This is a genomic window from Agrobacterium tumefaciens, from assembly GCF_009649785.1.
In the GTDB taxonomy this organism is placed as follows: Bacteria; Pseudomonadota; Alphaproteobacteria; order Rhizobiales; family Rhizobiaceae; genus Agrobacterium; species Agrobacterium tumefaciens.
The window spans coordinates 236,559-261,254 of record NZ_WJOK01000005.1; the positions used below are offsets into that span (position 1 = coordinate 236,559).

Consider the following 24,696-nt stretch of genomic DNA (forward strand, 5'->3'; position numbering starts at 1 on the left):
CCCAAATCATCGGCTTTGCCGTATTGGCCACCAATGTTTCACGTGAATCATTTTCCTATGCAGAATTCCGAGAAGATCACGCCCAGCAAATCTTCCACATCGACGCGGCCAGTAATGCGTCCAAGCGATGTTGCTGCGAGTCTCAAATATTCCGACCTTATCGTAAGGTCCATGGTCTCGGAATTGAGCGCATCACTAACATAGTTCAGCGTCTCTTCAAGTCGTTTTTTGTGCCGGGCGCGGGCAGGGACCAATGTCTGCGCAACACCAACCCTGCTTTCAATCTCTCGCTTTATCAATAGACGCAATTCGTCGAGACCGACGCCTTCCCTGGCGGAGATGGCGAGATCAAAAACAGCGTCAACTGTAGAAGAGGAAATTGCGGTTTTTGTCCGTAGATGCAAATGGCGAGCATTTTCCAGCGAAATGATCGATTGTTTCGGAGTCGAATCGTTATCTTGCAATATCAAAATAAGATCCGCGGTTTCCGCTGTCAGAACGGCCCGCCTTACGCCTTCCTTTTCGACCAAATCCTGCGTCTCCCGAATTCCGGCCGTATCGAATATGCGGACCAGGTAACCGTCGAGATTAATATCAACGCTCAGCACGTCTCTGGTCGTACCAGCAATGTCAGTGACAATAGCAACGTCACGGCCGCTCAGAGCATTAAGAAGCGTAGACTTGCCAGTGTTAGGCTCCCCTACCAGCGCCACCTTGAACCCGTCACGAATGATCTCGCTGCTTCCGCCGTTCTGGAGATGGCTGGTAATTTCACTATGAAGTTGCATCATCGCGTCCCACACCTGCGCGGCAACGGAATCCGGCACATCTTCCTCGTCGGCGAAATCCAGCTCCGCCTCGATCAGGGCGCGAGCACGCGTCAACCGGCCTGCCCAGCCATCGTAGAGCGCTGACAGCTTACCAGTGCTCTGCTCAACCGCTAGCCGCCGCTGCATCTCCGTTTCAGCCTGCAGCAGATCCGCCAGACCTTCGATCTCGAGAAGATCCATCTTGCCGTTTTCAAACGCACGGCGGGAGAACTCGCCGGCATCCGCAGGCCGAAATCCTTCAAGCAGTTCGAGCTCGGCAAAAATTGATGCGACAACCGCACGGCTGCCGTGGCTGTGGATTTCGATGCAGTTCTCACCCGTAAAGGAATTGGGTCCAGGGAAAACGACCATCAGCGCCTGATCGATGATCTCATTGTTTCGGTTTCGAATCGAACACAAAACCGCCTGCCGCGGTGCGGGAAGGTCACGACCGGTCAACGTCACAAAGGCTTGGAAGGCTGCGGGCCCACTGATCCTGATAATAGCGACGCCGGCCGGCAATGCTCCACTGGAGAGCGCATAAATGGTATCGGCGGAAGCTGGCATCATTCACCTCGGTTAAAACAGTCAAGCCGCATCCGAATGAACGGATGCGGCTTTAAAGCTTTGTCGATGGAACCGGTAAAACTCCGGATCAGGTATTCATCGATTCGAAGAAATCCGAATTTGTCTTGGTCTGCTTCAACTTGTCGATCAGGAACTCGATGGCATCCATCGTTCCCATCGGCGCGAGAATTCGACGAAGCACGAAAATCTTCTGGAGATCCTGACGCGGCACGAGCAGGTCTTCCTTACGTGTACCGGACTTGAGAATATCGAGCGCCGGGAAGATACGCTTGTCAGCGACCTTACGGTCAAGCACGATTTCCGAGTTACCCGTACCCTTGAATTCTTCAAAGATGACTTCGTCCATGCGGCTGCCGGTGTCGATCAGCGCGGTCGCGATAATCGTCAGCGAACCACCTTCTTCGATGTTACGTGCGGCACCGAAGAATCGCTTCGGCCGCTGCAGCGCGTTGGCATCCACACCACCGGTCAGAACCTTGCCGGAAGACGGAACGACCGTGTTATAAGCTCGGCCGAGGCGGGTGATGGAATCGAGCAGGATAACGACGTCGCGGCCATGTTCGACAAGGCGCTTCGCCTTTTCGATGACCATTTCGGCCACCTGGACGTGGCGTACAGCTGGTTCGTCGAAGGTTGACGACACCACCTCACCCTTGACCGAGCGCTGCATGTCTGTGACTTCTTCCGGACGTTCGTCGATCAGAAGAACGATCAGGTAACATTCCGGATGGTTAGCCGTGATGGAATGCGCGATGTTCTGCAAGAGAACAGTTTTACCGGTACGCGGCGGGGCGACGATCAATCCACGTTGGCCCTTGCCAAGTGGCGCGACCAGATCGATCACACGCGACGACAGATCCTTCGATGTCGGAAGCTCCAGCTCCATCTTGAACCGCTCATTCGGATAAAGCGGCGTCAGGTTATCGAAGTGAACCTTGTGACGGATCTTTTCAGGATCGTCAAAATTGATCGTGTTGACTTTGAGAAGCGCGAAATAACGTTCGCCTTCCTTGGGTCCACGGATCGGCCCCTCGACAGTATCGCCGGTCTTCAGAGAGAAACGGCGAATTTGCGAGGGCGAAATGTAGATATCGTCCGGACCCGGCAGATAATTTGCATTTGCGGACCGTAGAAAACCGAAACCGTCCTGCAGGACTTCAACGACGCCTTCGCCGATAATTTCGATGTCCTGGCTCGCGAGAACCTTGAGGATTGCGAACATAAGCTCCTGCTTGCGCATGGTGCTCGCATTTTCAACTTCCAGGGATTCAGCAAAAGTTAGCAAGTCGGTAGGCGATTTGCTCTTAAGTTCCTGAAGCTTCATTTCAGCCATGAAGGAAAGACCGTTTGATAATGTAATGTCGGGGGAGGGCGTGTTCGCGAATCAGATGCTGAGGGAGAAGCCGCAGATGACTGAATAATTCACATGCCACGAGATGAGTGGTCCGAAAATAGCGATTGAATAGGGCTACTGCAAGAGGAAAGCACGAATTCCGCGAAATTTATCGTTGCGACCTCTTAACCGAAGGGTTTCACAACCACAAGTATGACTATGAGGATCATCAGTACCGTCGGAACCTCGTTCATCAACCGCCAGTGACGGGCAGGCTTGATATTTTCATCCCGGGCGAACCGTTTGGCACTGCGGGTGAAATAGACGTGGGCGATGGTTAGAAGCACCACCAGTGCGATTTTCGCATGTAGCCAGCCGCCGGAAAAACCATAAACCGACCATGCGAGATAAAGCCCCAATATCCAGCTTATCATCATCGCCGGGTTCATGATGACCTTGATCAACCGCTGTTCCATCACCTTGAAGGTTTCGGATTGCTGCGAACCGGTGGGTGCATCGGTGTGGTAAATGAACAGGCGCGGCAGGTAAAAAATCGCCGCCATCCAGGAAATCACCGCGATGATATGAAGCGCCTTGATCCACAAATAGAGATCGGCCGGATCGGCGTAAAACAACAGCGCGACAAAAGCGGCAAAGACACCGAGCGCCATACCTGCGCGAAGGGCAGCCCTGTTTCCTGAGCGGGCGGAGGTCTGGTTCTCGCCGCTCATGCCCCGGCTCCGCCGGCACGCACCCGCTGCACCAGCCTTGCAACGTTTTCCGGATCGGCCTGCGGCGTGATGCCATGGCCGAGATTGAAGATCAGCGGGCCCTGTCCCAGAGCCTGCAGCACAGCGTCGATACCGTCCTCCAGAGCCTTGCCACCCGCCACCATCAGCATGGGGTCCAGATTGCCCTGTACCGGGCCTTCCTTCTGCAAGTCCCTTGCGAAACCGAGTGGCACCGACCAGTCGAGCCCGATGGCGTCTGCGCCCGTTTTGCGGCGATAATCCTTCAAAAGATAACCGGCCCCCTTGGCAAAGGCGATGATCTTCGCGGAGGGGCGGCGAGCGCGCACCGAAGCGATGATACGGGCGACGGGTTTTACCGCATATTCCTCGAATTCCTTCTCGCCAAGCACCCCGGCCCAGGAATCAAAAATCTGCACCGCATCGGCCCCGGCATCAATCTGCGCCACAAGGTAGTCGGCGGAAACCTCAGCCAGCAAGGCAAGAAGCTTTTCCATGGCTGCCGGCTCCCGATAACCGAACAACCGCGCCGGCGCCTGATCAGGCGTTCCGTGGCCGGCAATCATGTAGGTTGCAACCGTCCAGGGCGCACCGCAAAAACCGAGAAGCGTCGTCTCATCAGGCAAGGTCTGGCGCAAACGTGAGACGGTTTCGAAAACGGGTGAAAGATGCGCAATCACGTTGCTCGCATCCAGCCTGTCGATACCATCCACATCGATCGGATCCATGGCCGGACCTTTTCCCTCGCTGAAGGAAACATTGCGATCAAGCCCATCCGGTATCACCAGAATATCGGAAAAGAGGATAGCTGCATCAAGACCGAACCGGCGAATGGGCTGAAGGGTCACTTCGGTTGCCAGTTCGGGATTATAACAGAGATCGAGGAAACTGCCGGCGTTCTTTCGCGTTTCCCTGTACTCCGGAAGGTAACGCCCTGCCTGCCGCATCAGCCATATGGGCGGAGGTGTGACCGTCTGCCCGTTCAACACCTTTAAAACCTTACGCTCGCTCATGCCACCCAACTTCCAAAAAATAAAATCTAAGAGATTTAAAAGATTTTCTATTTCTTAGAGTCGGTGAGTAGCAAGGATTAAAATCTTTCCAGTCGATATGCCGCAGTCGGGTGTAAGCGCCAAGACCTGAACACGACATTTCATCGCTTCATCGCAATAAATGGGATAATAGATATTTATATAATATTTTCAGCTATTTAAGTTCTATCCTCTGAAGCCATTGCCTGTGGATCATCTGTGGACAGTTTTGAACAAGTTCAGAGTTTCCAGACAATTCACAGGCATGCCTGATAGCAAGGACGCCACTTGCGGATTGTGGAAAAAACCCACTTTATCCACGAGGCGGCTCGGCCCGCGGAACAATTCGGAAGTTTGTCCCGGTTTATCAACAGCGAGAGAAAAACAGCGTGGAGAACAAAAAAAGTTTCTTCCATTTGCACCTGATTTCGGACTCAACCGGAGAGACTCTCATGTCGGCCGGTCGTGCCGTCTCGGCGCAGTTCCACGCTTCGATGCCGGTGGAACATGTTTATCCGATGATCAGGAACCAGAAGCAGCTCGCCCAGGTGGTGGATCTGATCGACAAGGAACCGGGCATCGTTCTTTATACGATCGTGGATCAGCAGCTGGCCGAGTTCCTGGATTTGCGCTGTCACGCGATCGGGGTGCCCTGCGTCAACGTCCTCGAACCGATCATCGGCATTTTCCAGACCTATCTCGGCGCACCTTCGAGACGGCGGGTCGGGGCGCAGCACGCGCTGAACGCGGATTATTTCGCCCGGATCGAAGCGCTCAATTTTGCGATGGACCATGATGACGGGCAAATGCCGGAAAGCTATGACGAAGCCGATATCGTCATCATTGGGATCAGTCGAACGTCGAAAACACCGACAAGCATCTATCTCGCCAACAGAGGCATAAAGACCGCCAATATACCGGTCGTTCCAAACGTGCCGTTGCCGGAAAGCCTTTATGCCGCCACCCGTCCTCTGATCGTTGGTCTTGTCGCGACATCGGACCGCATATCGCAGGTACGTGAAAACCGGGAACTCGGCACGACCGGCGGATTTGACAGCGGGCGCTACACGGATCGCGCTACCATCATGGAAGAGCTGAAATATGCGCGTGCGCTCTGTGCCCGTAACAATTGGCCGCTGATCGATGTTACACGCCGCTCCATAGAGGAAACGGCCGCGGCAATCCTTGCCCTTCGCCCGAGGACACGATAATCCGGATCGCAACATTCGGAGCAGACAGTCGATGAAACAAGAGTTGATCCTCGCCTCGTCCAGCGCATCCCGTCAGATGTTGATGCGCAATGCGGGGCTGACCTTTTCGGCGATCCCGGCGGATATTGACGAGCGCGCGCTCGACGAGCAGCTGGAAAAAAATGGCGCAAAGCCGGAAGAGGTTGCGCTGGAACTGGCCAAGGCGAAGGCGCTCTCGGTAAGTGCCCTGCATCCGCAAGCACTCGTTCTTGGATGCGACCAGACGATGGCGCTCGGTGCCCGGGTGTACCACAAGCCAAAAACCATGGCCGAAGCCGAAGCACATCTGCTCTCATTATCCGGCAAGGTTCATCGCCTGAACAGTGCAGCCGTTCTTGCCCGCGGCGGTGATGTCGTATGGCAGACGATTTCCAGTGCCGAGCTTTCGGTGCGAAATTTGAGCGCCGAATTCGTCTCTCGCCACCTGCAACGCGTGGGTGAAAAGGCCTTGAGCAGTGTCGGTGCCTATCAGCTCGAGGGCGAAGGAATCCAGCTATTTACTTCGATAGAGGGGGATTATTTCACCATTCTTGGCCTGCCGCTTCTGCCTCTCTTAATGAAACTGCGCGACATGGATGTCATCGATGGCTGATTCACGTGAAACATTAACTATAAACGCCTTCGTTGTCGGTTATCCGATCAAGCACTCCCGGTCACCGATCATCCATTCCTACTGGCTGAAGAAATTCGGGATACCCGGCTCCTATAAGGCCATTGAGGTTGCCCCCGATGACTTCCCCGATTTCATCACGGCACTAAAGGACCAGGGACCTGGTGCAGCGGTGGGTGGCAATGTTACCATTCCGCACAAGGAAGCGGCCTTTAAGCTGGCGGATAGTCCCGACGAGCTGGCGGAGGAACTGGGTGCAGCCAATACCGTCTGGATGGAAGAGGGCAGGCTGCATGCCACCAACACGGATGGCTATGGCTTCGTTTCCAATCTCGATGAGCGCCATCCCGGATGGGAGAAAACCGACCGGGCGGTGGTGTTCGGAGCCGGCGGTGCAAGCAGGGCCGTCGTTCAGTCGCTACGGGACCGCGGCATTGCCGAAATCCATGTCCTGAACCGCACGGTCGAACGTGCCCGTGAAATGGCTGACCGTTTCGGTGCACGGGTTTTTTCTCATCCTCAGGGCGCGCTTCATGAAGTCATGCAGGACGCCGGGTTGTTTGTGAACACGACATCGCTGGGTATGGACGGAACGGAAGCGCCCGAGATTGATTTTTCGCCGCTCGCTGCAAGTGCTGTTGTAACCGATATCGTCTATGTGCCGTTGAGAACCCCCATCCTCCAGATGGCGCAGACACAGGGTATTGCGACGGTCGATGGGCTTGGCATGCTCCTTCATCAGGCAAAACCCGGCTTTAAAAAATGGTTCGGCAAAACGCCGGAAGTTGATGACACTCTTCGTTGCCTCATCATTGAGGATATGGAGAAACATTGATGATCGTCATCGGTCTCACCGGCTCGATCGGAATGGGAAAAACGACCACGGCGAAACTGTTTGCCGCGGAAGGTATACCGGTTCTCGATTCTGATGCGGTTGTGCACGACCTCTATTCAGCAGAAGCCGTGCCGATGATCGAAGCCGCCTTTCCGGGCACGACCATTTCCGGCACGGTCGACCGTCTTGAACTCGGTAACATCCTCAGGGAGAATCCGGCTAATTTTAGAATGCTGGAAGCAATCGTCCATCCGCTTGTTCGTGAAAGACAGGAAGCTTTTCTCCGTAAGGCGAGAGAGGAAAATCAAAATTTCGCCGTTCTCGATATCCCGCTACTGTTTGAAACCGGCGCGGAAACGAGGGTCGATAAAGTAGTCGTTGTTAGTTGCGCGCCGGAAATACAGCGCCAGCGGGTTTTGTCCCGTCCCGGCATGACGGAAGAGAAATTCGAAATGATATTGGCCCGGCAGATGCCCGATGCCGAAAAGCGCCGGCGCGCCGATTTTATCATCGATAGCGGAAATGGTGTCGAAGCTGCGCGGGATCAGGTAAGAGAAATTCTGCAGAGACTAAGTGCCGGTTCGGGCAACGGAGAGAAAAATGCGTGAGATCATTTTCGATACGGAAACCACAGGCCTTGAATCGAAACTGGACCGCGTGATCGAAATCGGCGGAATCGAGCTCAACAACCATTTTCCGACCGGCCGCACATTGCATATTTATATCAACCCGGAAGATCGCAAGGTTCACCCGGACGCGCTTGCGGTGCATGGCATCACCGACGACTTCCTGAAAGACAAGCCGAAATTCGCCGAAGTCGTCGACGAAATCCGCGAATTTTTTGAAGGTGCCCGATGGGTGGCGCATAATGCGACATTCGACATGGGTTTTATCAATGCGGAATTTGCCCGCCTCGGCATTGCGCCGGTCTCATCTGAATTGGTGACGGATACGCTTTCGCTTGCACGCCGCAAGCACCCGATGGGTCCGAATTCCCTCGACGCACTTTGCCGGCGTTACGGGATCGACAACTCCCACCGCACCAAGCACGGCGCGCTTCTCGACTCCGAACTGCTCGCCGAAGTCTACATAGAAATGATTGGTGGGCGCCAGACAGCGCTCGGTTTCGGTTCCGGCTCCAAACAGCAAGCGGTCACTATCGAGGATGATGATGTCCCAAATGAGCCGTTGCAAAGGCCGCATCCTCTACCATCAAGACTGGATGCGGAGACCATCGCGGCGCACGGCAAGCTCGTTCTCGGCATGGGCGACAAGGCGATCTGGAACCGTTACCAGAATTAAGTGCGCCTGGCGCTTAGATGCGCCGTTGAAAAATGACGACAACCTCAAATAAAAACCCGGGCGCTGAACCCGGGTTTTTTTTGTCTGAACTCTAAAAAGAGCGGCGTCTCGTGCAATTCAGTTCGGTACGGCCTGAACCTTGGCTCTGGCCTGTTCCTCGGCAACGCGCTGCGAAAACATCTGCGCGAAATCGATCGGATCGATCATCAGCGGCGGGAAGCCACCATTGCGAGTGACATCGGCGATGATCTGGCGTGCGAAGGGGAACAGCAGGCGCGGGCACTCAATGAACAGCACCGGCAGCATATGTTCCTGCGGGAAACCGGCAATGCGGAACACGCCGCCATAAACCAGCTCGGCTGCAAACAGAACCTTGTCGCCATCCTTGGCTTCGGCATTCAGCGTCAGCACAACGTCGAAATCCGAACCAGAAATCGGGTTTGCGTTGACATTGACATTGATGTTGATCGACGGCGCATTGTCACGAGCCTGAAGCGAACGAGGAGCACCCGGATTTTCGAAAGAAAGATCCTTGATGTACTGGGTAAGAATGTTGAGGGAAGGACTAACTGCGCCCTGTGCGCCATTTTCAGCGGTCATTACGTTTCCTCGCGGCGTGATTTCGTGGAAGGCGGTCTATCATTTCGACTTGAGCCTTACAACCCTCGTGCTCTCGGCTCCCTAACCCTTTGCCGTGCTTCAGGGTTTGGGCAGGTTGCGATCATCCGGCTTTTGGGACCAGGGAGAATCCTTGGGCCCTTCGCGGTGAAACTCCTGTTCGTCGAGGTCCACGACCTTGGAGCTACCCTTATTTCCCTGACCATTGCTGAACCCGGAAAAGTCACCGGGTTGCGGCCCGGTCTGGCCGCCGGGTTGACCCGACTGGCGAAAAGAACCGGCCACGACGACGCGGGGTCCGAGGATCTTCCAGAAAAAACGTCTCACCGTTTTCGACAGAAGCAGGAGACCGAGTATATCGGTGATGAAACCCGGGATGAACAGCAGGATGCCCGCCACGACGCGCATGGCGCCATTGACCAGCTCATCGGCAGGCTGGGCGCCGGTACGACCTGCGGCCTGAAGATTTCTCACCATGCCGATGCCGCCGAGCCGCAGGATCAGCAACCCCAGAAACGACGTGAACAGGACGAGCGCCAATGTCAGCCACAGACCGATTGTCTTGCCGACGATGATGAAACCGGCAATTTCCAGGATTGGCATCATCAGGATGACGATGGGGAGAAAGGAAAAACGCATCTTCTAGCCTTGCGTGTGCATCTCTGGCAGATTGCCGGTTCCCGAGAACACCGATGATTGAATCTGCACATTTGAATGATGATAAGATGCAGACTATATGATGTTCAGGTTTTTGAATTTAAATGGCGGTTTTGGTAAAAGATGGGCTTTAGCGACTTTATCACATTGTTTTTTCTCGTTGCAGCGGTGCTGATCTTTCTTCAGCTGCGCAGCGTTCTTGGTCGCCGAACCGGCAATGAGAAGCCGCCATTCGACCCTTACACGCCGCGCGATGTCGCGAAAGGCCCCGTCACGGACGATAACAAGGTCGTGACCCTGCCCAAACGCTCTGAGGCGGAGGACGAAAACCGCTTTGCCGAGGCGGATGCTCTGGCACCCGTCGATACTGCCTTGAATACATCCCTGCGCGAGCTGATGACCAAGGACCCGACCTTCCGCCCCAAGGAATTCCTGAACGGCGCCCGCATGGCCTATGAGATGATCGTCATGGGTTTTGCCGATGGTGACCGCAAGACGTTGAAGAACCTTCTGTCGAAGGAAGTTTTCGACGGGTTCGAGGCGGCCATTTCCGAGCGGGAAAGTCGCGGCGAGGTGGTCAAGTCCACTTTCGTGGGAATAGAGAAGGCCGATATCACCCAGGCCGGTATCCGCGATTCCGAAGAGCAGATCACGCTCAGAATAGTCAGCCAGCTGATTTCGGCCACCTATGACAAGGATGGCAAGCTGGTGGACGGCGATCCCGATGCGGTTGCGGAAGTGGACGACATCTGGACCTTCTCGCGTGATGTCCGCTCGCGCGATCCCAACTGGAAGCTGATCGCCACTGAATCCGAGCAATGAACACGCCCTTTTCGTTCGAAGAAGTTTCTTTCGGTGATCTGCCGGGATGGCAGGACGACGATCCGCGTAAGCTGTTTCCGGCGATGCGGACGATCCTGTCACATCTTCGGAATTCAAAACCCTACAGGACCGGCGCGCTGGGTCTCACCGCCGGCGAACTGGCCTCGCTTCTGGAACTGGCCGATGAGGAACAAGCGGATAGTCCCCAGCAGGCCCGCCGGTTTTTCGAGACGAATTGTGTACCTTTCAAAATTTCACCACCCGGCGGAAAACGCGGTTTTGTAACTGCCTTTTATGAACCGGAGCTTGAGGTATCGTCCGTCCGCGACGATGTCTGGAAGTATCCGGTCTACCGCCGCCCACCGGAGCTGGTGGATATCGACGACGAAAATCGCCCGAGCGGTTTCGATCCGTCCTATGCTTTTGGCAGAGAGGGTGAGGACGGCATTTCCTATTTTCCCGATCGCCGCGCGATCGACGAAGGATATCTGCAGGGCAGGGGGCTTGAGATTGCCTGGGCGAAATCGAAGGTCGATCTGTTTTTCGTCCACGTTCAGGGTGCTGCCCGTCTTCTGTTTCCTGATGGAGAGGTGAAACGCATCACCTATGCCGCCAAGGCCGGGCATCCGTTCTCGCCGATCGGTCGGTTGCTTCTGGATCGTGGGGAACTGGATCCGAAAACGATCTCGATGCAGACAATTCGCAAATGGCTCGCCGACCATCCGGATGAGGTGGATGGGGTGCTATGGCATAATCGCTCCTATATTTTTTTCCGGGAGGCTGATGTTGCCGGCCTGGATATGGGACCGATCGCCGCCGCCAAGGTGCCGCTGGTCGCCGGGCGGGCGCTTGCGGTGGACAGGCTCATCCACACCTTCGGTTTTCCCTTCTTTATCCATGCGCCGTCATTGACCCACCTGGATAATGGCAAGCCCTTCGCGCGGTTGATGCTGGCGCTCGATACCGGCTCGGCCATCGTTGGCCCGGCACGCGGCGACATTTTCACCGGCTCGGGTTTTGAAGCCGGGGAACTTGCAGGCACAGTGCGCAACGACGCCGATTTCTATATGCTGCTGCCGCATGTTGCTGCGAAAAGGTATCGGCGATGAAGGGCAGTCGAAAGCTTGGCAAGGAAGAACGCATTCTGTGGGGTAAGGTCGCAAGAACAGCCCGACCCATCTCCGGCAGGCTGGAGGATTTGCTGGCTTTCGACGATATCGAGGAAGCCGCGGCGGAACCTGTCGTCCCGCAAACGGCAAACGCCGTCTTCCCTAGGATGCTCGCGGAGCCGGTGGACGTTTCGCCCTTTACGCCGGACAAGAAGCCAAAAATTCATCAACCGATGGAAAAGCCGATTAAGCGCAAGTTGACGCGCGGGCGGTTGCCGCTGGAAGGACGTATCGATCTGCATGGCATGTTTCAGAGCGAAGCCCATGCGGTTCTGCTCGACTTTCTATTGCGGGCGCACGAACGGGGCCTCCGGCACGTGCTCGTCATCACCGGCAAGGGTCGCTCCATCGGCAGCGATGGTGCGCTGAAAAGGGCCGTGCCCATGTGGTTCGCCAAACCGGAATATCGTTACTTGATTTCGTCCTATGAGGATGCATCCGCCAATCACGGCGGCGATGGCGCTCTCTATGTCCGGTTGGCGCGCCGCAAGGGTGAAAAATCATGACGCCCTTTGCAGAAGCCGTGCGGCTGCTTCGTGAGCGCAAGGGTGTGACACAGAAGGAGATGGCGGCGGCAATCGGCGTTTCCCCCGCTTATCTCTCGGCACTGGAGCACGGCAAACGCGGCAAACCGAGCTTCGATCTCCTCCAGCGCATCGCCGGATATTTCAACATCATCTGGGATGAGGCGGAGGAATTGTTCTTTCTCGCCGGCTCCTCCGACCCCAAGGTGGCGATCGACACGGTCGGTCTGCCGCCGCAATATACGGCTTTTGCCAATCGGCTGGCGCGGGATATTCGCAAGCTGCCGCTGAGTGTGATAGAGGAACTGTCAGCGGTGCTACAAAAAAGCCGTTCTTGCGATTGAAACCCCTCTATCCCCTGCTTTATGCAGCGTTCTGAGGCATGTGGCCTTTGGGATTGAGTGTAGAATTTCTATAGTCGTATGTCGGATTTGAGTGATTCGCGGGCTTCAGGCCTTCTCACTGAAAACTTGGCCAGGAAATTTTGGAAAGAGTACTTATGACCGAAACATCGTCAAGCGAAGTCGGCGCCAACACTGAATACGGAGCCGATTCGATCAAGGTCCTGAAGGGTCTTGATGCTGTGCGCAAACGGCCCGGCATGTATATCGGCGATACCGATGACGGCTCCGGTCTGCATCACATGGTCTACGAGGTGGTCGACAACGCCATCGACGAGGCTCTTGCGGGTCATGCCGATCTGGTGACGGTAACGCTCAACGCCGATGGTTCGGTGACGGTAACGGACAACGGACGCGGCATTCCGACTGATATCCATTCTTCCGAGGGCGTTTCCGCCGCGGAAGTCATCATGACCCAGCTTCATGCGGGCGGAAAATTCGACCAGAACTCCTACAAGGTTTCCGGCGGTCTGCATGGCGTGGGCGTTTCGGTCGTAAATGCGCTTTCGGTTTGGCTGAAGCTCAGAATCCGCCGCAATGGCAAGCTGCACGAAATCGGCTTCACCCATGGGGTTGCCGATGCTCCGCTCTCGGTCATTGGCGAATATGAGGGCCGCTCCGGCACGGAAGTCACCTTCCTGGCGAGCCCCGACACCTTCACCATGACGGATTATGATTTTGGTACGCTGGAGCATCGCCTGCGCGAACTGGCGTTTTTGAATTCCGGTGTTCGTATCGTGCTCACCGACAAGCGTCATTCTGATATCAAACAGGAAGAGTTGCTCTACGATGGCGGTCTTGAAGCCTTCGTGCGTTATCTCGACCGGGCCAAGAAACCGCTGGTGGACAAGCCGGTCGCCATTCATGGCGAAAAGGACGGCATCACGGTTGAGGTCGCGCTCTGGTGGAACGACAGCTACCACGAAAATGTGCTCTGCTTCACCAACAACATTCCCCAGCGCGACGGCGGCACCCATATGGCTGGCTTCCGCGCGGCGCTCACGCGTCAGATGACATCCTATGCCGAGACTTCCGGCATCATGAAAAGGGAAAAGGTCAGCTTGCAGGGTGAGGACTGCCGCGAAGGACTGACGGCAATTCTTTCCGTCAAGGTTCCCGACCCCAAGTTTTCTTCGCAGACGAAGGACAAGCTCGTTTCGTCTGAAGTGCGCCCTGTCGTGGAAAGTCTCGTCAATGAGGCCCTGTCCACCTGGCTAGAGGAACATCCGTCCGACGCCAAGATTCTTGTCGGCAAGGTGGTGGAAGCGGCCATTGCCCGTGAAGCCGCCCGCAAGGCGCGCGAACTGACGCGCCGCAAGGGTGCGCTCGATATCGCCTCTCTGCCCGGCAAGCTCGCCGATTGTTCCGAACGCGATCCGGCGAAATCCGAACTCTTCCTCGTCGAGGGTGACTCCGCAGGCGGTTCGGCCAAGCAGGGCCGCTCGCGCGAAACGCAGGCCATCCTGCCACTACGCGGTAAGATCCTGAACGTTGAGCGCGCCCGTTTCGACAAGATGCTGTCCAGCCAGGAAATCGGCACGCTGATCACCGCGCTCGGCACGTCGATCGGCAAGGACGAATTCAACGCAGACAAGCTGCGCTACCACAAGATCATCATCATGACGGATGCTGACGTCGACGGCGCCCACATTCGTACCCTGCTGTTGACCTTCTTCTTCCGCCAGATGCCGGAACTGATCGAGCGTGGCCATCTCTATATCGCCCAGCCGCCGCTTTATAAGGTGACGCGCGGCAAATCCGTGCAGTATCTCAAGGATGAGAAGGCGCTGGAAGAATATCTGATCTCGATGGGCATCGAGGATACGTCGCTGACGCTCGGCTCCGGCGAAGTACGCATCGGCGCTGACCTTCGTGAGGTCATTCTCGATGCGGTGCGCATGCGCACGCTGATCGACGGTCTGCATTCCCGCTACAGCCGCTCCATCGTGGAACAGGCCGCCATTGCGGGTGCCCTGAACCCCGAGCTTTCGGCCGATGCTGCCCGTGCCCAGGAAACCGTTGCCGAAGTGGCCCGGCGTCTGGACATGATCGCGGAAGAAACCGAACGCGGCTGGTCCGGCCTGGTGCTGGAAGATGGCGGCTTGCGCTTCGAGCGCATGGTACGCGGTGTCAAGGAAATCTCGACGCTCGATATGGGCCTGATCGGTTCGGTCGATGCCCGTCATATCGATCAGCTCGCGGCCCGCACGCGCGATATTTACGTCACTCCGCCGGTTCTGCAACGCAAGGACGGCACTATGGAACTGGCCGGACCGCGTGCGCTTCTGGATGCTATTTTCGCCGCCGGCCGCAAGGGTCTTTCCATGCAGCGTTACAAGGGTCTCGGTGAAATGAACGCCGAGCAGCTGTGGGAAACCACACTCGACGCCAATGTACGTTCGCTGCTGCAGGTCAAGGTCAACGATGCCACGGATGCCGACGGCCTGTTTTCGCGCCTGATGGGCGATGAGGTGGAACCGCGCCGCGACTTCATTCAGGAAAATGCGCTCAGCGTTGCCAATCTCGACATTTAATCCTGTGGGACGTCTCGCGTGACGATTCACGTGAAACGAAACTTTAACGAAAGGCCCGGCGGTCAATTTTCCGCCGGGCCTTTTGTCATCTGTGTTGTCGGATATCAATCGGCCTTGCCGCTGAACCGCCCCTTGAAAGCTACGTCCGAAAGGGGGAGGCGCTTGCTGGGCACTTCCCGTTCTGCCAGATCGTCAGGAAGAACAGCCTTGTCGGTCAATGTGCCGATGGCAACTGCGGCCTCCACCTTATATCCATCCGGAACATCAAGCTTTTCCACGATCTGGTCTTTAAATATGCCTGCCATGCCATGGGCGTGGTAACCGAGCAGATGCGCCTGCATGGCGAGTGAAAACCATGCCGCACCGGCATCGAAGGAATGGGTCGCTGAAGGCTTTTTCTCACCCTCTCGTGAAATATTGTGGTCGCGGGAAAGGACGAAGAGCAGCACTGAGGCATTTTTTGCCCAGCGCTGGTTTCCTTCCATCAGCAGTTCCACGAAGAGCGGCCAATCCTCGCTATCTTTGTGCGCGTAGACAAACCGCCACGGTTGCTGGTTGGATGCCGATGGCGCCCAATGCGCGGCATCGAGAATGGTCAGCAGATGCTCGTTTGGCATCGCATCTCCATCGAATGCGCGAGGAGACCAGCGATCGAGGAAGAGTGGATCGACGGGATATTCGGATTGCCGGGAATTGCTATTTGTCACGGGCGTGTCCTTTTGATTGTCGGGAGGGAAAAGGTATTTTTCGAAAGTCGAAGCAGTCAAGGGGTGACAAGTATGAATGTATCGTTCATATATGCATCACCTTGTCTGACAACCGGGAGAGAGTTCCATGAAATTGATGCGCGTTGGCCAGCCTGGCCAGGAAAAACCTGCGATCCTCGACGCGGAAGGAAAAGTCCGCGATCTGTCTGCTCATGTCAAAGACATCGGCGGTGAAGCCATTTCTCCGGAAGGCCTGAAGAAGATTGCCGCCATCGACCTCGGCACTCTTCCCGTAATCTCCGAAGAGCGCATTGGCGCTTGCGTTGCCGGAACCGGAAAATTCATCTGTATCGGCCTCAATTTCTCTGACCACGCCGCTGAAACCGGTGCGACCGTACCGCCGGAACCGGTCATTTTCATGAAGGCGACCTCGGCAATCGTCGGTCCGAACGATAACGTTGTCATTCCGCGCGGTTCTGAGAAGACCGACTGGGAAGTCGAACTCGGCGTCGTCATCGGCAAGACCGCGAAATATGTATCTGAGGCCGATGCTCTCGACTACGTCGCCGGTTATTGCGTTTCGCACGATGTTTCTGAGCGCGCGTTCCAGACGGAGCGTGCCGGACAGTGGACCAAGGGTAAGTCCTGCGACACCTTCGGTCCGATCGGCCCCTGGCTGGTCACGAAGGACGAAATCACCGATCCGCAGAACCTCGGAATGTGGCTGAAGGTCAACGGCCAGACAATGCAGGACGGCTCCAGCAAGACCATGGTTTACGGCGTCGCGCATGTCGTTTCCTATCTCAGCCAGTTCATGTCTCTGCATCCCGGCGACGTCATTTCCACCGGCACGCCTCCCGGCGTCGGCATGGGCCAGAAGCCCCCGCGTTACCTCAAGACCGGCGATGTCGTTGAACTCGGCATTGAAGGCCTCGGTTCCCAGAAACAGACCTTCGTTGCCGACATCTGATTATCAACAAACGTTCAACTGAAATTGAGGCGCCGGAGGGAAACCACCGGCGCCTTCGATTTTGTGCAGTTGCGAAAAGCTGCTATGGTCAAAAAAAGAGCTTGATCCGCGAGGAGGCGTAATCAGTGTTCTACCACCTCTATGAAATGAACCATGCGGCGATGGCGCCACTGCGCGCCGGTGCCGATATGATGCGCCAGGCATGCAGCAATCCTTTGAACCCGCTTTCCAGCACCGCCTTCGGGCGAAGCCTCGATGCAGGCTTTGAGGTATTCGAGCGGCTGACGCGCCGTTACATCAAGCCGGAGTTCGGTTTGGCGACTACCACCGTCGATGACCGGACCGTTGCCGTCACTGAAGAGATCATTTGGTCGCGTCCCTTCTGTAATCTCGTTCATTTCAAAAAAGAACTCGATGCGGCCCGCAAACCAGATCCGAAGGTGCTGCTGGTGGCGCCTATGTCAGGCCACTACGCCACATTGCTGCGGGGAACGGTCGAGGCGCTGCTGCCATCGGCGGATATCTATATCACCGATTGGATCGATGCCCGCATGGTGCCAGTCACCGAAGGGACATTCGATCTCGACGATTACATCAGCTACGTCATCGATATGCTGCGCGAGATCGGGCCCGGCGCCCATGTGGTCGCCGTTTGTCAGCCTTCGGTTCCGGTTCTGGCCGCAGTGTCCCTGATGGAAGCCGATGGTGACGGTTTCGCGCCTGCATCCATGACGCTGATGGGCGGTCCGATCGATACGCGCATCAATCCCACAGCTGTCAACGGTCTGGCCACGGCCAAGCCAATCGAATGGTTCCGCGACAATGTCGTCATGCAGGTACCGTGGCCGCAGCCGGCTTTTGGCCGGAATGTCTATCCCGGCTTTCTGCAATTATCCGGCTTCATGTCCATGAACCTCGACAAGCACATGACGGCACACAAGGATTTCTACCTGAACCTCGTCAAGAACGACGGCGATTCCGCTGAGAAGCATCGCGATTTTTACGATGAATATCTGGCCGTGATGGATTTGACGGCGGAGTTCTACCTGCAGACAGTGGAAACCGTCTTCATCGAACACGCGCTTCCCAAGGGAAACATGCAGCATAGGGGCAGGGCGGTCGATCCCGCTGCCATTCGTAACGTCGCGCTGTTCACCGTGGAAGGCGAAAACGACGATATTTCCGGTGTGGGCCAGACCAAAGCCGCGCACGATCTTTGCCGGAACATCCCCGATGAAAAGCGTGCGCACTACATGCAGCCCGACGTCGGTCACTACGGCGTTTTCAACGGGTCGCGTTTCCGCAAGGAGATTGTGCCGCGCATGGTGGAATTCATCCGCAAGAATCAGACTGTCTAGCGCTGGAAGCCAGGCGATGCCGCGCATTTGCGTGGCCAAGCCGGTGTCGAATCGGCTATGAACAGTCCATGTTTTCGTTCCTCAGAAAATCCGTGAAGTCGCCGGCGCCGAAAAAGGTAGCGCCCAGCCAGCGCACCGTCGAGGTGGCTGGCCGTCATGTGCCAATTACGGTGAAGGAAAACCCGCGCGCCACGCGCATCACCTTGCGCATCGAACCCGGCGGCCGGGCTCTGAAGCTGACGATCCCGATGGGGCTTCACCATGGCCAGGTGGATGATTTTCTCGAAAGGCATCAGGGCTGGATTGAAGGCAAGCTTTCGAAAATCACCCCAGATGACGGTTTGCGTCATGGTGCGTCGGTTGATATTCGCGGCGTATCCCATCGTATCCATCACACTGGCAGCCTGCGTGGCCTGACTCATATCTCCAAAGACGAGGACGGCACGGCGGTATTGAAAGTCAGCGGAGCGCCCGAACACCTCCGCAGACGGGTGGCCATGTTTTTGAAAAAGGAAGCGAAGGCTGATCTGGAGAGGCTTGTTGCGGTTCACGCGAGCGCGGCCGGAAAGCCCGTGCGATCCATCAGCATGAAGGACACCCGCAGCCGCTGGGGTTCGTGTTCCCATGATGGAAATCTGAGTTTCTCGTGGCGTATCGTCATGGCTCCGGAAAAGGTCATCGATTATCTCGCAGCCCACGAGGTTGCGCATCTGCGGGAAATGAACCACGGCCCGAAATTCTGGGCCCTGTGCGAAAAACTCTGCCCGCATACGCAGGAAGCCAAGGAATGGCTGAAACGTCACGGCTCTAAACTCCACGCTATCGATTTTGATTGAAAGTGGAGGCGTGCATCGCCATCTGGATTCACGTGAAACATTCCATGGAAAACGGGTGCGATTTGGCTCGACTCTTGTCGCATTTCGTGTCAGGTCGCGGGTATGAAACCGGATATCAAGATTTGCGGATTGAAGACACCGGAAGCGCTGGAGCGTGCCGTCAGGCGCGGCGCCTCCCATGTCGGCTTTATTTTCTTTGAAAAGAGCCCCCGCAACATCGAGCCCGATATCGCCGGCAGGCTGGCGGAAGCCGCCCGTGGCGCCGCAAAGGTTGTCGCCGTTACCGTCAATGCCGACAATGATGATCTGGACGAGATCGTCGATCTGCTGAGACCGGATATTCTGCAATTGCACGGCAGTGAAAGCCCGGAGAGGGTGCTGAACATCAAAGCACTCTACGGACTTCCGGTAATGAAGGCGCTTTCCGTTCGCGACGCCGCTGATCTTGCCAAGATTGATCCCTATATAGGCATAGCCGACCGTTTCCTGCTGGATGCCAAGGCGCCTGCGGGTTCCGATTTGCCGGGAGGCAACGGAGTATCCTTCGACTGGACCATCCTGCGCTCTCTTGACGGAAGTATCGATTACATGCTTTCCGGGGGATTGAACAAGGACAATGTCGCGGAGGCTCTGGCCGAAACCGGAGCTGGCGGACTGGATTTGTCGTCCGGTGTGGAGAGCGCGCCGGGCGTCAAGGATCTTGCGATGATTGATGCATTCTTCGATGTGGTGAATGATTGGTCGAAAGGCCCAAAGGGAGCTTGAAGTGAACGACGCGCCAACACCCAATTCTTTCCGCGCCGGTCCCGATGAGGACGGCCGTTTTGGCATTTACGGAGGCCGCTTCGTTGCCGAAACGCTGATGCCGCTTATTCTGGATTTGCAGGCGGAGTGGGAGAAGGCAAAGACCGATCCCGAATTTCAGGCAGAACTCAAATATCTCGGCGCTCATTATACTGGCCGCCCGAGCCCGCTTTATTTCGCGGAACGCCTGACGGCCGAACTGGGCGGCGCCAAGATCTATTTCAAGCGCGAAGAGCTGAATCACACCGGCTCGCACAAGATCAACAATTGCCTTGGCCAGATCCTGCTTGCCAAGCGCATGGGCAAGACCCGTATCATTGCCGAAACCGGTGCCGGCCAGCACGGCGTTGCCTCGGCGACCGTCGCCGCGCGCTTCGGCCTGCCCTGCGTCGTTTATATGGGCGCGACGGATGTTGCCCGTCAGGCGCCGAATGTTTTCCGCATGAAGCTTCTGGGCGCTGAGGTAAAGCCGGTAACGGCCGGCCACGGCACTCTGAAAGATGCCATGAACGAGGCGCTGCGCGACTGGGTCACCAATGTCGATGACACCTATTACCTGATCGGCACAGCTGCCGGCCCGCATCCCTATCCGGAAATGGTTCGCGATTTCCAGGCCGTCATCGGTGAGGAAGCAAAGGCACAGATGCTGGAGGCGGAGGGCCGTCTTCCGGATATGGTCATTGCGGCTGTTGGCGGTGGCTCGAATGCCATCGGCATCTTCCATCCTTTCCTTGATGACAAGAGTGTCCGTATCGTCGGCGTCGAGGCTGGCGGCAGGGGTCTTTCGGGTGAGGAGCATTGCGCTTCGATCACGGCCGGTTCGCCGGGGGTTCTGCACGGAAACCGCACCTACCTTCTTCAGGATGCGGATGGCCAGATCAAGGAAGGCCATTCCATCTCCGCAGGTCTCGATTATCCCGGCATCGGCCCTGAGCATTCCTGGCTGAACGATATCGGCCGCGTGGAATATGTACCGATCATGGACCACGAGGCGCTGGACGCCTTCCAGATGCTGACGCGCCTCGAAGGCATCATTCCCGCTCTGGAGCCAAGTCACGCGCTGGCGGAAGTCATCAAGCGCGCACCGAAGATGGGCAAGGATGAGATCATCCTGATGAATCTCTCGGGTCGTGGGGACAAGGATGTCCACACCGTCAGCAAGTTCCTCGGAATGGAAATGTAAGACCATGACTGCACGTATGGACAAGCGCTTTGCCGATCTGCGCGCTGAAAACCGCCCGGCTCTGATTACCTATTTCATGGGCGGCGACCCGGATTTCGAAACCTCGCTCGGCATCATGAAGGCCCTGCCGGAAGCAGGCGCCGACGTTATCGAGCTCGGCATGCCGTTTTCCGACCCGATGGCGGATGGCCCGGCGATCCAGCTGGCAGGACAGCGCGCGCTGAAAGGCGGCCAGACGCTGAAAACCACGCTCGATCTCGCCCGCGAGTTCCGCAAGGAAGACGACGCGACCCCGATCGTGATGATGGGATACTACAATCCGATCTACATCTACGGCGTCGACAAATTTCTTGACGATGCGTTGGCGGCTGGCGTCGATGGTCTGATCGTGGTCGATCTGCCGCCTGAAATGGATGATGAGCTCTGCGTGCCCGCCTTGGCGCGCGGCGTGAATTTCATCCGTCTCGCCACGCCGACGACGGATGGCAAGCGCTTGCCGACCGTTCTTAAAAATACCTCAGGTTTCGTTTATTACGTATCGATGAACGGTATTACCGGTTCCGCACTGCCCGATCCCTCGTTGATCTCAGGCGCGGTCGGTCGTATCAAGGCGCATACGGAACTGCCGGTTTGCGTCGGTTTTGGTGTCAAGACGGCCGATCATGCCAAAGCGATCGGTGCCGTGGCGGATGGCGTGGTGGTCGGTTCGGCCATCGTCAACCAGATTGCCGGCAGTCTGACGAAGGACGGGCAGGCAACCGCCGATACCGTGCCATCTGTCACGACGCTGGTAAAAGGACTTTCAACGGGCGTGCGTGCGTCGCGCCTTGCCGCTGCGGAATAAGCGCGCGGCCCAGTCAGGAGTAGTCAGTTGAACTGGATCACCAATTACGTACGGCCCCGGATCAATTCCATGCTTGGCCGCCGCCCGGAGGTTCCTGAGAACCTGTGGATCAAGTGCCCGGAAACGGGCGAGATGGTCTTCCACAAGGATCTGGAAGATAACAAGTGGGTCATTCCCGCTTCCGGTTACCACATGAAGATGCCGGCAAAGGCGCGTCTCGTCGATCTTTTCGATGGTGGCGTCTATGAGGCCTTGCCGCAGCCGAAGGTAGCGCAGGATCCGCTGAAGTTCCGCGATTCCAAGAAATACACCGATCGTCTGCGCGACAGCCGCACGAAGACCGAGCAGGAAGATACCATTCTTGCTGGCGTTGGCCTCCTGAAAGGCCTGAAGATCGTTGCCGTTGTGCATGAATTCCAGTTCATGGGCGGTTCTCTCGGCATCGCGGCCGGCGAAGCCATCGTCAAGGCGTTCGAGCGCGCCATTTCCGAGCGTTGCCCGCTGGTCATGTTCCCGGCTTCCGGTGGCGCCCGCATGCAGGAAGGCATTCTGTCGCTGATGCAGCTGCCGCGCACCACGGTTGCTGTCAACATGCTGAAAGAAGCAGGCATGCCCTACATCGTGGTTCTGACGAACCCGACGACGGGTGGTGTCACTGCTTCCTACGCCATGCTGGGTGACGTGCATATCGCCGAGCCGGGCGCCGAAATCTGCTTTGCGGGCAAGCGCGTGATCGAGCAGACCATTCGCGAAAAGCTCCCGGAAGGCTTCCAGACATCGGAATACCTGCTGGAGCACGGCATGGTGGATATGGTGATCGATCGCCGCGAAATTCCCGATACGCTGGCAAGCCTTCTCAAGATCATGACGAAGGCTCCGGCAGAAGCAAACGCGGTCATTCCGCTCGCGGCTTCGGCCTGACGGAAAAATATGTCGCCCGGAGGCGGGAAGCGCCTTCGGGATGACGTTATACGTTGCATGATTTCATCTCGGGTGCGGCGGACAAATGGCCAATACAACGCCTGAAAGGCGAACAGAAGATATGACGAAGCCCGCAATCGGCGAGGCCGAACAGATCATAGAAAAGCTGATGCAGCTTCACCCCAAGGGTTTTGATCTTTCACTGGACAGAATTTCCCGTCTTCTGGAAAAACTAGGCAGCCCTCAGAAAAGGTTGCCGCCGGTTATTCATGTCGCAGGCACCAACGGCAAGGGTTCGGTTACGGCCTTTTGCCGCGCATTACTGGAGGCGGCAGGACTTTCCGTGCACGTTCACACCTCTCCGCATCTCGTGAACTGGCATGAACGTTATCGCATCGGCGTTTCCGCCGAAAAAGGCCGTTATGTCGATGATGCCGTCTTTGCGGATGCGCTGCGCCGCATCGAAGCTGCCAACGGCGGCCAGATGATAACGGTTTTCGAAATTCTGACCGCCGCGATGTTTCTGCTCTTCGCGGAGCATCCGGCAGATGCTGCCGTGGTCGAGGTTGGACTCGGTGGGCGCTTCGATGCGACCAATGTGATCAACAACCCGGCCGTTTCCGTTATCATGCCGATATCGCTCGATCATCAGGCCTATCTCGGCGACCGGGTGGAACTGATTGCCGCTGAAAAGGCCGGCATCATGAAGTCGGGTTCCCCTGTCGTCATTGGTCATCAGCAGTATGATGCGGCGCTGGATACCCTCGTTTCCACGGCTGAGCGTCTTGGTTGCCCGGCATCAGTCTATGGGCAGGATTTTTCCGCCCATGAAGAATTCGGCCGTATGGTCTACCAGGATGAATTCGGCCTGACCGACGCGCCGCTGCCACGTCTTCCCGGTCGCCACCAGCTTGCCAATGCCGCTGCCGCGATCCGGGCCGTCAAGGCTGCCGGTTTTGAGGTGACGGAGCGGATGATCGAAAAGGCCATGACAACAGTGGAATGGCCCGGCCGTCTTCAGCGTATCCTAACAGGAAAAATCGCTGAAATCGCTCCGAAGGATGCGGAAATCTGGATCGATGGTGGTCACAACCCAGGCGCGGGCGAAGTCATTGCCGAGGCAATGGCGGGGTTTGAAGAAAAGACACCGCGCCCGCTCTTCATCATTGCCGGCATGATCAACACCAAGGATCCGGTGGGTTATTTCAAGGCTTTCGCCGATATCGCGGAGTATGTCTTCACGGTTCCTATCGGCGGTACAGATGCCGCAATCGATCCCGTCGTGCTTGCCCATGCGGCCTTTGATGCCGGTCTGGTTGCGGCGCCTACATCTTCGCTGACCGAGGCGCTGGACGAGCTATCGCGTCGCTTCGATCCCGAAGGGCCGCCGCCGCGCATCCTGATCGGCGGCTCGCTTTATCTTGCCGGAAACGCGCTTGCATTGAATGGCACGGTTCCCGAATAAAAAAGCCCGGCAGCGATGCCGGGCTTTTCTTTATTCCATGGAAAGTCGCTTACGCGGCGCCGGAAATCCAGGCCGAAAGCGCTGTCTTGGGCGCAGCGCCGACCTTGATGTCAGCCACTTCGCCGCTCTTGAAGATGGCAAGAGTCGGGATGGAGCGAACGCCGAACTGGGCAGCCAGTTCCGGGTTTTCGTCGATGTTGAGCTTTGCGACCTTGACCTTGCCGGCAAGCTCGGACGAAATTTCTTCGAGGCTCGGCGCGATCATTTTGCACGGGCCGCACCATTCGGCCCAGAAATCCACCACGACTGGTTCGGAGGATTCGAGGACTTCGGACTGGAAGTTGGCGGCGTCGACTTTTACGGTAGCCATATCTGG

General features: G+C 56.7%; 26 protein-coding genes. 18 read left to right on the forward strand and 8 right to left on the reverse strand.

Translation table 11 applies throughout. The features are described 5' to 3' along the window. Window positions 1-47: 47 nt before the first annotated feature. The 4 genes from mnmE to hemE form a co-directional block, all read right to left on the reverse strand. On the reverse strand, window positions 48-1,379 hold the full coding sequence (gene mnmE / locus GH784_RS07710) for a tRNA uridine-5-carboxymethylaminomethyl(34) synthesis GTPase MnmE (protein WP_065705066.1): 1,332 nt from the start codon (window positions 1,377-1,379) through the stop codon (window positions 48-50). Between the two features lie 85 nt (window positions 1,380-1,464). Next, window positions 1,465-2,730 carry a transcription termination factor Rho gene (gene rho, locus GH784_RS07715; RefSeq protein ID WP_013637014.1) on the reverse strand — a complete coding sequence of 422 codons (1,266 nt, stop codon included), beginning with the start codon at window positions 2,728-2,730 and terminating at the stop codon, window positions 1,465-1,467. Between the two features lie 185 nt (window positions 2,731-2,915). After that, a complete protein-coding gene (gene hemJ / locus GH784_RS07720) occupies window positions 2,916-3,461 on the reverse strand; it encodes a protoporphyrinogen oxidase HemJ (protein ID WP_065705063.1) in 546 nt (181 codons plus the stop codon). Beyond that, on the reverse strand, window positions 3,458-4,492 hold the full coding sequence (hemE, locus tag GH784_RS07725) for a uroporphyrinogen decarboxylase (protein WP_025594715.1): 1,035 nt from the start codon (window positions 4,490-4,492) through the stop codon (window positions 3,458-3,460). The genes hemJ and hemE overlap by 4 nt, the downstream gene beginning before the upstream one ends. A 407-nt stretch (window positions 4,493-4,899) precedes the next feature. Here hemE and GH784_RS07730 point away from each other — a divergent pair, with 407 nt between their 5' ends. Genes GH784_RS07730 through dnaQ form a run of 5 tightly spaced genes read left to right on the forward strand, consistent with a single transcriptional unit; the run spans window position 4,900 to window position 8,507 of the window. Then, a complete protein-coding gene (locus GH784_RS07730; protein ID WP_003516369.1) occupies window positions 4,900-5,721 on the forward strand; it encodes a pyruvate, water dikinase regulatory protein in 822 nt (273 codons plus the stop codon). Between the two features lie 31 nt (window positions 5,722-5,752). Continuing rightward, window positions 5,753-6,352, forward strand: a complete 600-nt coding sequence (locus GH784_RS07735; protein WP_065705061.1) for a Maf-like protein — start codon at window positions 5,753-5,755, stop codon at window positions 6,350-6,352. Then, entirely contained in the window at window positions 6,345-7,205 is an 861-nt protein-coding gene (locus GH784_RS07740) for a shikimate dehydrogenase (RefSeq protein ID WP_065705058.1), read from the forward strand. The genes GH784_RS07735 and GH784_RS07740 overlap by 8 nt, the downstream gene beginning before the upstream one ends. Then, window positions 7,205-7,813, forward strand: coding sequence for a dephospho-CoA kinase (gene coaE, locus GH784_RS07745; protein WP_065705055.1), 609 nt, complete (start codon window positions 7,205-7,207; stop codon window positions 7,811-7,813). The genes GH784_RS07740 and coaE overlap by 1 nt, the downstream gene beginning before the upstream one ends. Beyond that, complete coding sequence (gene dnaQ / locus GH784_RS07750; protein WP_003516361.1) at window positions 7,806-8,507, forward strand: DNA polymerase III subunit epsilon; 702 nt, start codon at window positions 7,806-7,808, stop codon at window positions 8,505-8,507. The genes coaE and dnaQ overlap by 8 nt, the downstream gene beginning before the upstream one ends. Before the next feature lie 117 nt (window positions 8,508-8,624). On the opposite strand, the gene secB is transcribed toward dnaQ, so the two are convergent. Continuing rightward, window positions 8,625-9,107: a protein-export chaperone SecB gene (gene secB / locus GH784_RS07755; RefSeq protein WP_003516359.1), complete on the reverse strand. Its 483-nt coding sequence runs from the start codon at window positions 9,105-9,107 to the stop codon at window positions 8,625-8,627. Window positions 9,108-9,206: 99 nt separating this feature from the next. Then, a complete protein-coding gene (locus GH784_RS07760; protein ID WP_065705053.1) occupies window positions 9,207-9,764 on the reverse strand; it encodes an FxsA family protein in 558 nt (185 codons plus the stop codon). A gap of 141 nt (window positions 9,765-9,905) precedes the next feature. Between GH784_RS07760 and GH784_RS07765 the strand changes: the two genes are divergently transcribed. The 5 genes from GH784_RS07765 (at window position 9,906) to gyrB (ending at window position 15,232) form a co-directional block, all read left to right on the forward strand. Beyond that, a complete protein-coding gene (locus GH784_RS07765; protein ID WP_003516349.1) occupies window positions 9,906-10,604 on the forward strand; it encodes a Tim44/TimA family putative adaptor protein in 699 nt (232 codons plus the stop codon). Beyond that, on the forward strand, window positions 10,601-11,713 hold the full coding sequence (mltA, locus tag GH784_RS07770; protein WP_065705051.1) for a murein transglycosylase A: 1,113 nt from the start codon (window positions 10,601-10,603) through the stop codon (window positions 11,711-11,713). The genes GH784_RS07765 and mltA overlap by 4 nt, the downstream gene beginning before the upstream one ends. Next, window positions 11,710-12,279: a Smr/MutS family protein gene (locus GH784_RS07775; protein ID WP_065705049.1), complete on the forward strand. Its 570-nt coding sequence runs from the start codon at window positions 11,710-11,712 to the stop codon at window positions 12,277-12,279. The genes mltA and GH784_RS07775 overlap by 4 nt, the downstream gene beginning before the upstream one ends. After that, window positions 12,276-12,641: a helix-turn-helix domain-containing protein gene (locus GH784_RS07780; protein WP_003516346.1), complete on the forward strand. Its 366-nt coding sequence runs from the start codon at window positions 12,276-12,278 to the stop codon at window positions 12,639-12,641. Before GH784_RS07775 ends, GH784_RS07780 begins: the two co-directional genes overlap by 4 nt. Before the next feature lie 155 nt (window positions 12,642-12,796). Further along, entirely contained in the window at window positions 12,797-15,232 is a 2,436-nt protein-coding gene (gyrB, locus tag GH784_RS07785; RefSeq protein ID WP_013635179.1) for a DNA topoisomerase (ATP-hydrolyzing) subunit B, read from the forward strand. Between the two features lie 104 nt (window positions 15,233-15,336). On the opposite strand, the gene GH784_RS07790 is transcribed toward gyrB, so the two are convergent. Further along, a complete protein-coding gene (locus GH784_RS07790; RefSeq protein WP_111790434.1) occupies window positions 15,337-15,939 on the reverse strand; it encodes a nitroreductase family protein in 603 nt (200 codons plus the stop codon). A gap of 127 nt (window positions 15,940-16,066) precedes the next feature. Between GH784_RS07790 and GH784_RS07795 the strand changes: the two genes are divergently transcribed. The 8 genes from GH784_RS07795 to GH784_RS07830 all read left to right on the forward strand — a co-directional run bounded on the left by GH784_RS07795 (window position 16,067) and on the right by GH784_RS07830 (window position 24,320). Continuing rightward, window positions 16,067-16,909: a fumarylacetoacetate hydrolase family protein gene (locus GH784_RS07795; RefSeq protein WP_019565943.1), complete on the forward strand. Its 843-nt coding sequence runs from the start codon at window positions 16,067-16,069 to the stop codon at window positions 16,907-16,909. Between the two features lie 125 nt (window positions 16,910-17,034). Further along, window positions 17,035-18,267 (forward strand): polyhydroxyalkanoate depolymerase, encoded by a 1,233-nt coding sequence (locus GH784_RS07800; protein WP_019565942.1) that lies wholly within the window; start codon window positions 17,035-17,037, stop codon window positions 18,265-18,267. 68 nt (window positions 18,268-18,335) lie between these two features. Further along, entirely contained in the window at window positions 18,336-19,103 is a 768-nt protein-coding gene (locus GH784_RS07805; RefSeq protein ID WP_013635183.1) for a M48 family metallopeptidase, read from the forward strand. A 102-nt stretch (window positions 19,104-19,205) separates the two neighbouring features. Beyond that, window positions 19,206-19,868, forward strand: coding sequence for a phosphoribosylanthranilate isomerase (locus GH784_RS07810; RefSeq protein ID WP_038489227.1), 663 nt, complete (start codon window positions 19,206-19,208; stop codon window positions 19,866-19,868). Window position 19,869: 1 nt separating this feature from the next. After that, on the forward strand, window positions 19,870-21,090 hold the full coding sequence (gene trpB / locus GH784_RS07815; RefSeq protein ID WP_019565940.1) for a tryptophan synthase subunit beta: 1,221 nt from the start codon (window positions 19,870-19,872) through the stop codon (window positions 21,088-21,090). 4 nt (window positions 21,091-21,094) lie between these two features. Beyond that, window positions 21,095-21,934 carry a tryptophan synthase subunit alpha gene (gene trpA, locus GH784_RS07820; RefSeq protein WP_003516338.1) on the forward strand — a complete coding sequence of 280 codons (840 nt, stop codon included), beginning with the start codon at window positions 21,095-21,097 and terminating at the stop codon, window positions 21,932-21,934. A 27-nt stretch (window positions 21,935-21,961) separates the two neighbouring features. Then, window positions 21,962-22,855, forward strand: a complete 894-nt coding sequence (gene accD, locus GH784_RS07825) for an acetyl-CoA carboxylase, carboxyltransferase subunit beta (RefSeq protein WP_013635186.1) — start codon at window positions 21,962-21,964, stop codon at window positions 22,853-22,855. 85 nt (window positions 22,856-22,940) lie between these two features. Then, entirely contained in the window at window positions 22,941-24,320 is a 1,380-nt protein-coding gene (locus tag GH784_RS07830; protein ID WP_173995145.1) for a bifunctional folylpolyglutamate synthase/dihydrofolate synthase, read from the forward strand. Window positions 24,321-24,369: 49 nt separating this feature from the next. Here GH784_RS07830 and trxA read toward each other — a convergent pair whose 3' ends face one another. Next, window positions 24,370-24,690: a thioredoxin gene (gene trxA, locus GH784_RS07835; RefSeq protein WP_003516334.1), complete on the reverse strand. Its 321-nt coding sequence runs from the start codon at window positions 24,688-24,690 to the stop codon at window positions 24,370-24,372. Window positions 24,691-24,696 lie beyond the last annotated feature (6 nt).

Coding starts and splice junctions, on each gene's coding strand:
- mnmE (WP_065705066.1), bottom strand. CDS start 1,379: ATGATGCCAGCTTCCGCCGATACCATTTATGCGCTCTCCAGTGGAGCA.
- rho (WP_013637014.1), bottom strand. CDS start 2,730: ATGGCTGAAATGAAGCTTCAGGAACTTAAGAGCAAATCGCCTACCGAC.
- hemJ (WP_065705063.1), bottom strand. CDS start 3,461: ATGAGCGGCGAGAACCAGACCTCCGCCCGCTCAGGAAACAGGGCTGCC.
- hemE (WP_025594715.1), bottom strand. CDS start 4,492: ATGAGCGAGCGTAAGGTTTTAAAGGTGTTGAACGGGCAGACGGTCACA.
- GH784_RS07735 (WP_065705061.1), top strand. CDS start 5,753: ATGAAACAAGAGTTGATCCTCGCCTCGTCCAGCGCATCCCGTCAGATG.
- GH784_RS07740 (WP_065705058.1), top strand. CDS start 6,345: ATGGCTGATTCACGTGAAACATTAACTATAAACGCCTTCGTTGTCGGT.
- coaE (WP_065705055.1), top strand. CDS start 7,205: ATGATCGTCATCGGTCTCACCGGCTCGATCGGAATGGGAAAAACGACC.
- dnaQ (WP_003516361.1), top strand. CDS start 7,806: ATGCGTGAGATCATTTTCGATACGGAAACCACAGGCCTTGAATCGAAA.
- secB (WP_003516359.1), bottom strand. CDS start 9,107: ATGACCGCTGAAAATGGCGCACAGGGCGCAGTTAGTCCTTCCCTCAAC.
- GH784_RS07760 (WP_065705053.1), bottom strand. CDS start 9,764: ATGCGTTTTTCCTTTCTCCCCATCGTCATCCTGATGATGCCAATCCTG.
- GH784_RS07765 (WP_003516349.1), top strand. CDS start 9,906: ATGGGCTTTAGCGACTTTATCACATTGTTTTTTCTCGTTGCAGCGGTG.
- mltA (WP_065705051.1), top strand. CDS start 10,601: ATGAACACGCCCTTTTCGTTCGAAGAAGTTTCTTTCGGTGATCTGCCG.
- GH784_RS07775 (WP_065705049.1), top strand. CDS start 11,710: ATGAAGGGCAGTCGAAAGCTTGGCAAGGAAGAACGCATTCTGTGGGGT.
- GH784_RS07780 (WP_003516346.1), top strand. CDS start 12,276: ATGACGCCCTTTGCAGAAGCCGTGCGGCTGCTTCGTGAGCGCAAGGGT.
- gyrB (WP_013635179.1), top strand. CDS start 12,797: ATGACCGAAACATCGTCAAGCGAAGTCGGCGCCAACACTGAATACGGA.
- GH784_RS07795 (WP_019565943.1), top strand. CDS start 16,067: ATGAAATTGATGCGCGTTGGCCAGCCTGGCCAGGAAAAACCTGCGATC.
- GH784_RS07805 (WP_013635183.1), top strand. CDS start 18,336: ATGTTTTCGTTCCTCAGAAAATCCGTGAAGTCGCCGGCGCCGAAAAAG.
- GH784_RS07810 (WP_038489227.1), top strand. CDS start 19,206: ATGAAACCGGATATCAAGATTTGCGGATTGAAGACACCGGAAGCGCTG.
- trpA (WP_003516338.1), top strand. CDS start 21,095: ATGACTGCACGTATGGACAAGCGCTTTGCCGATCTGCGCGCTGAAAAC.
- GH784_RS07830 (WP_173995145.1), top strand. CDS start 22,941: ATGGCCAATACAACGCCTGAAAGGCGAACAGAAGATATGACGAAGCCC.
- trxA (WP_003516334.1), bottom strand. CDS start 24,690: ATGGCTACCGTAAAAGTCGACGCCGCCAACTTCCAGTCCGAAGTCCTC.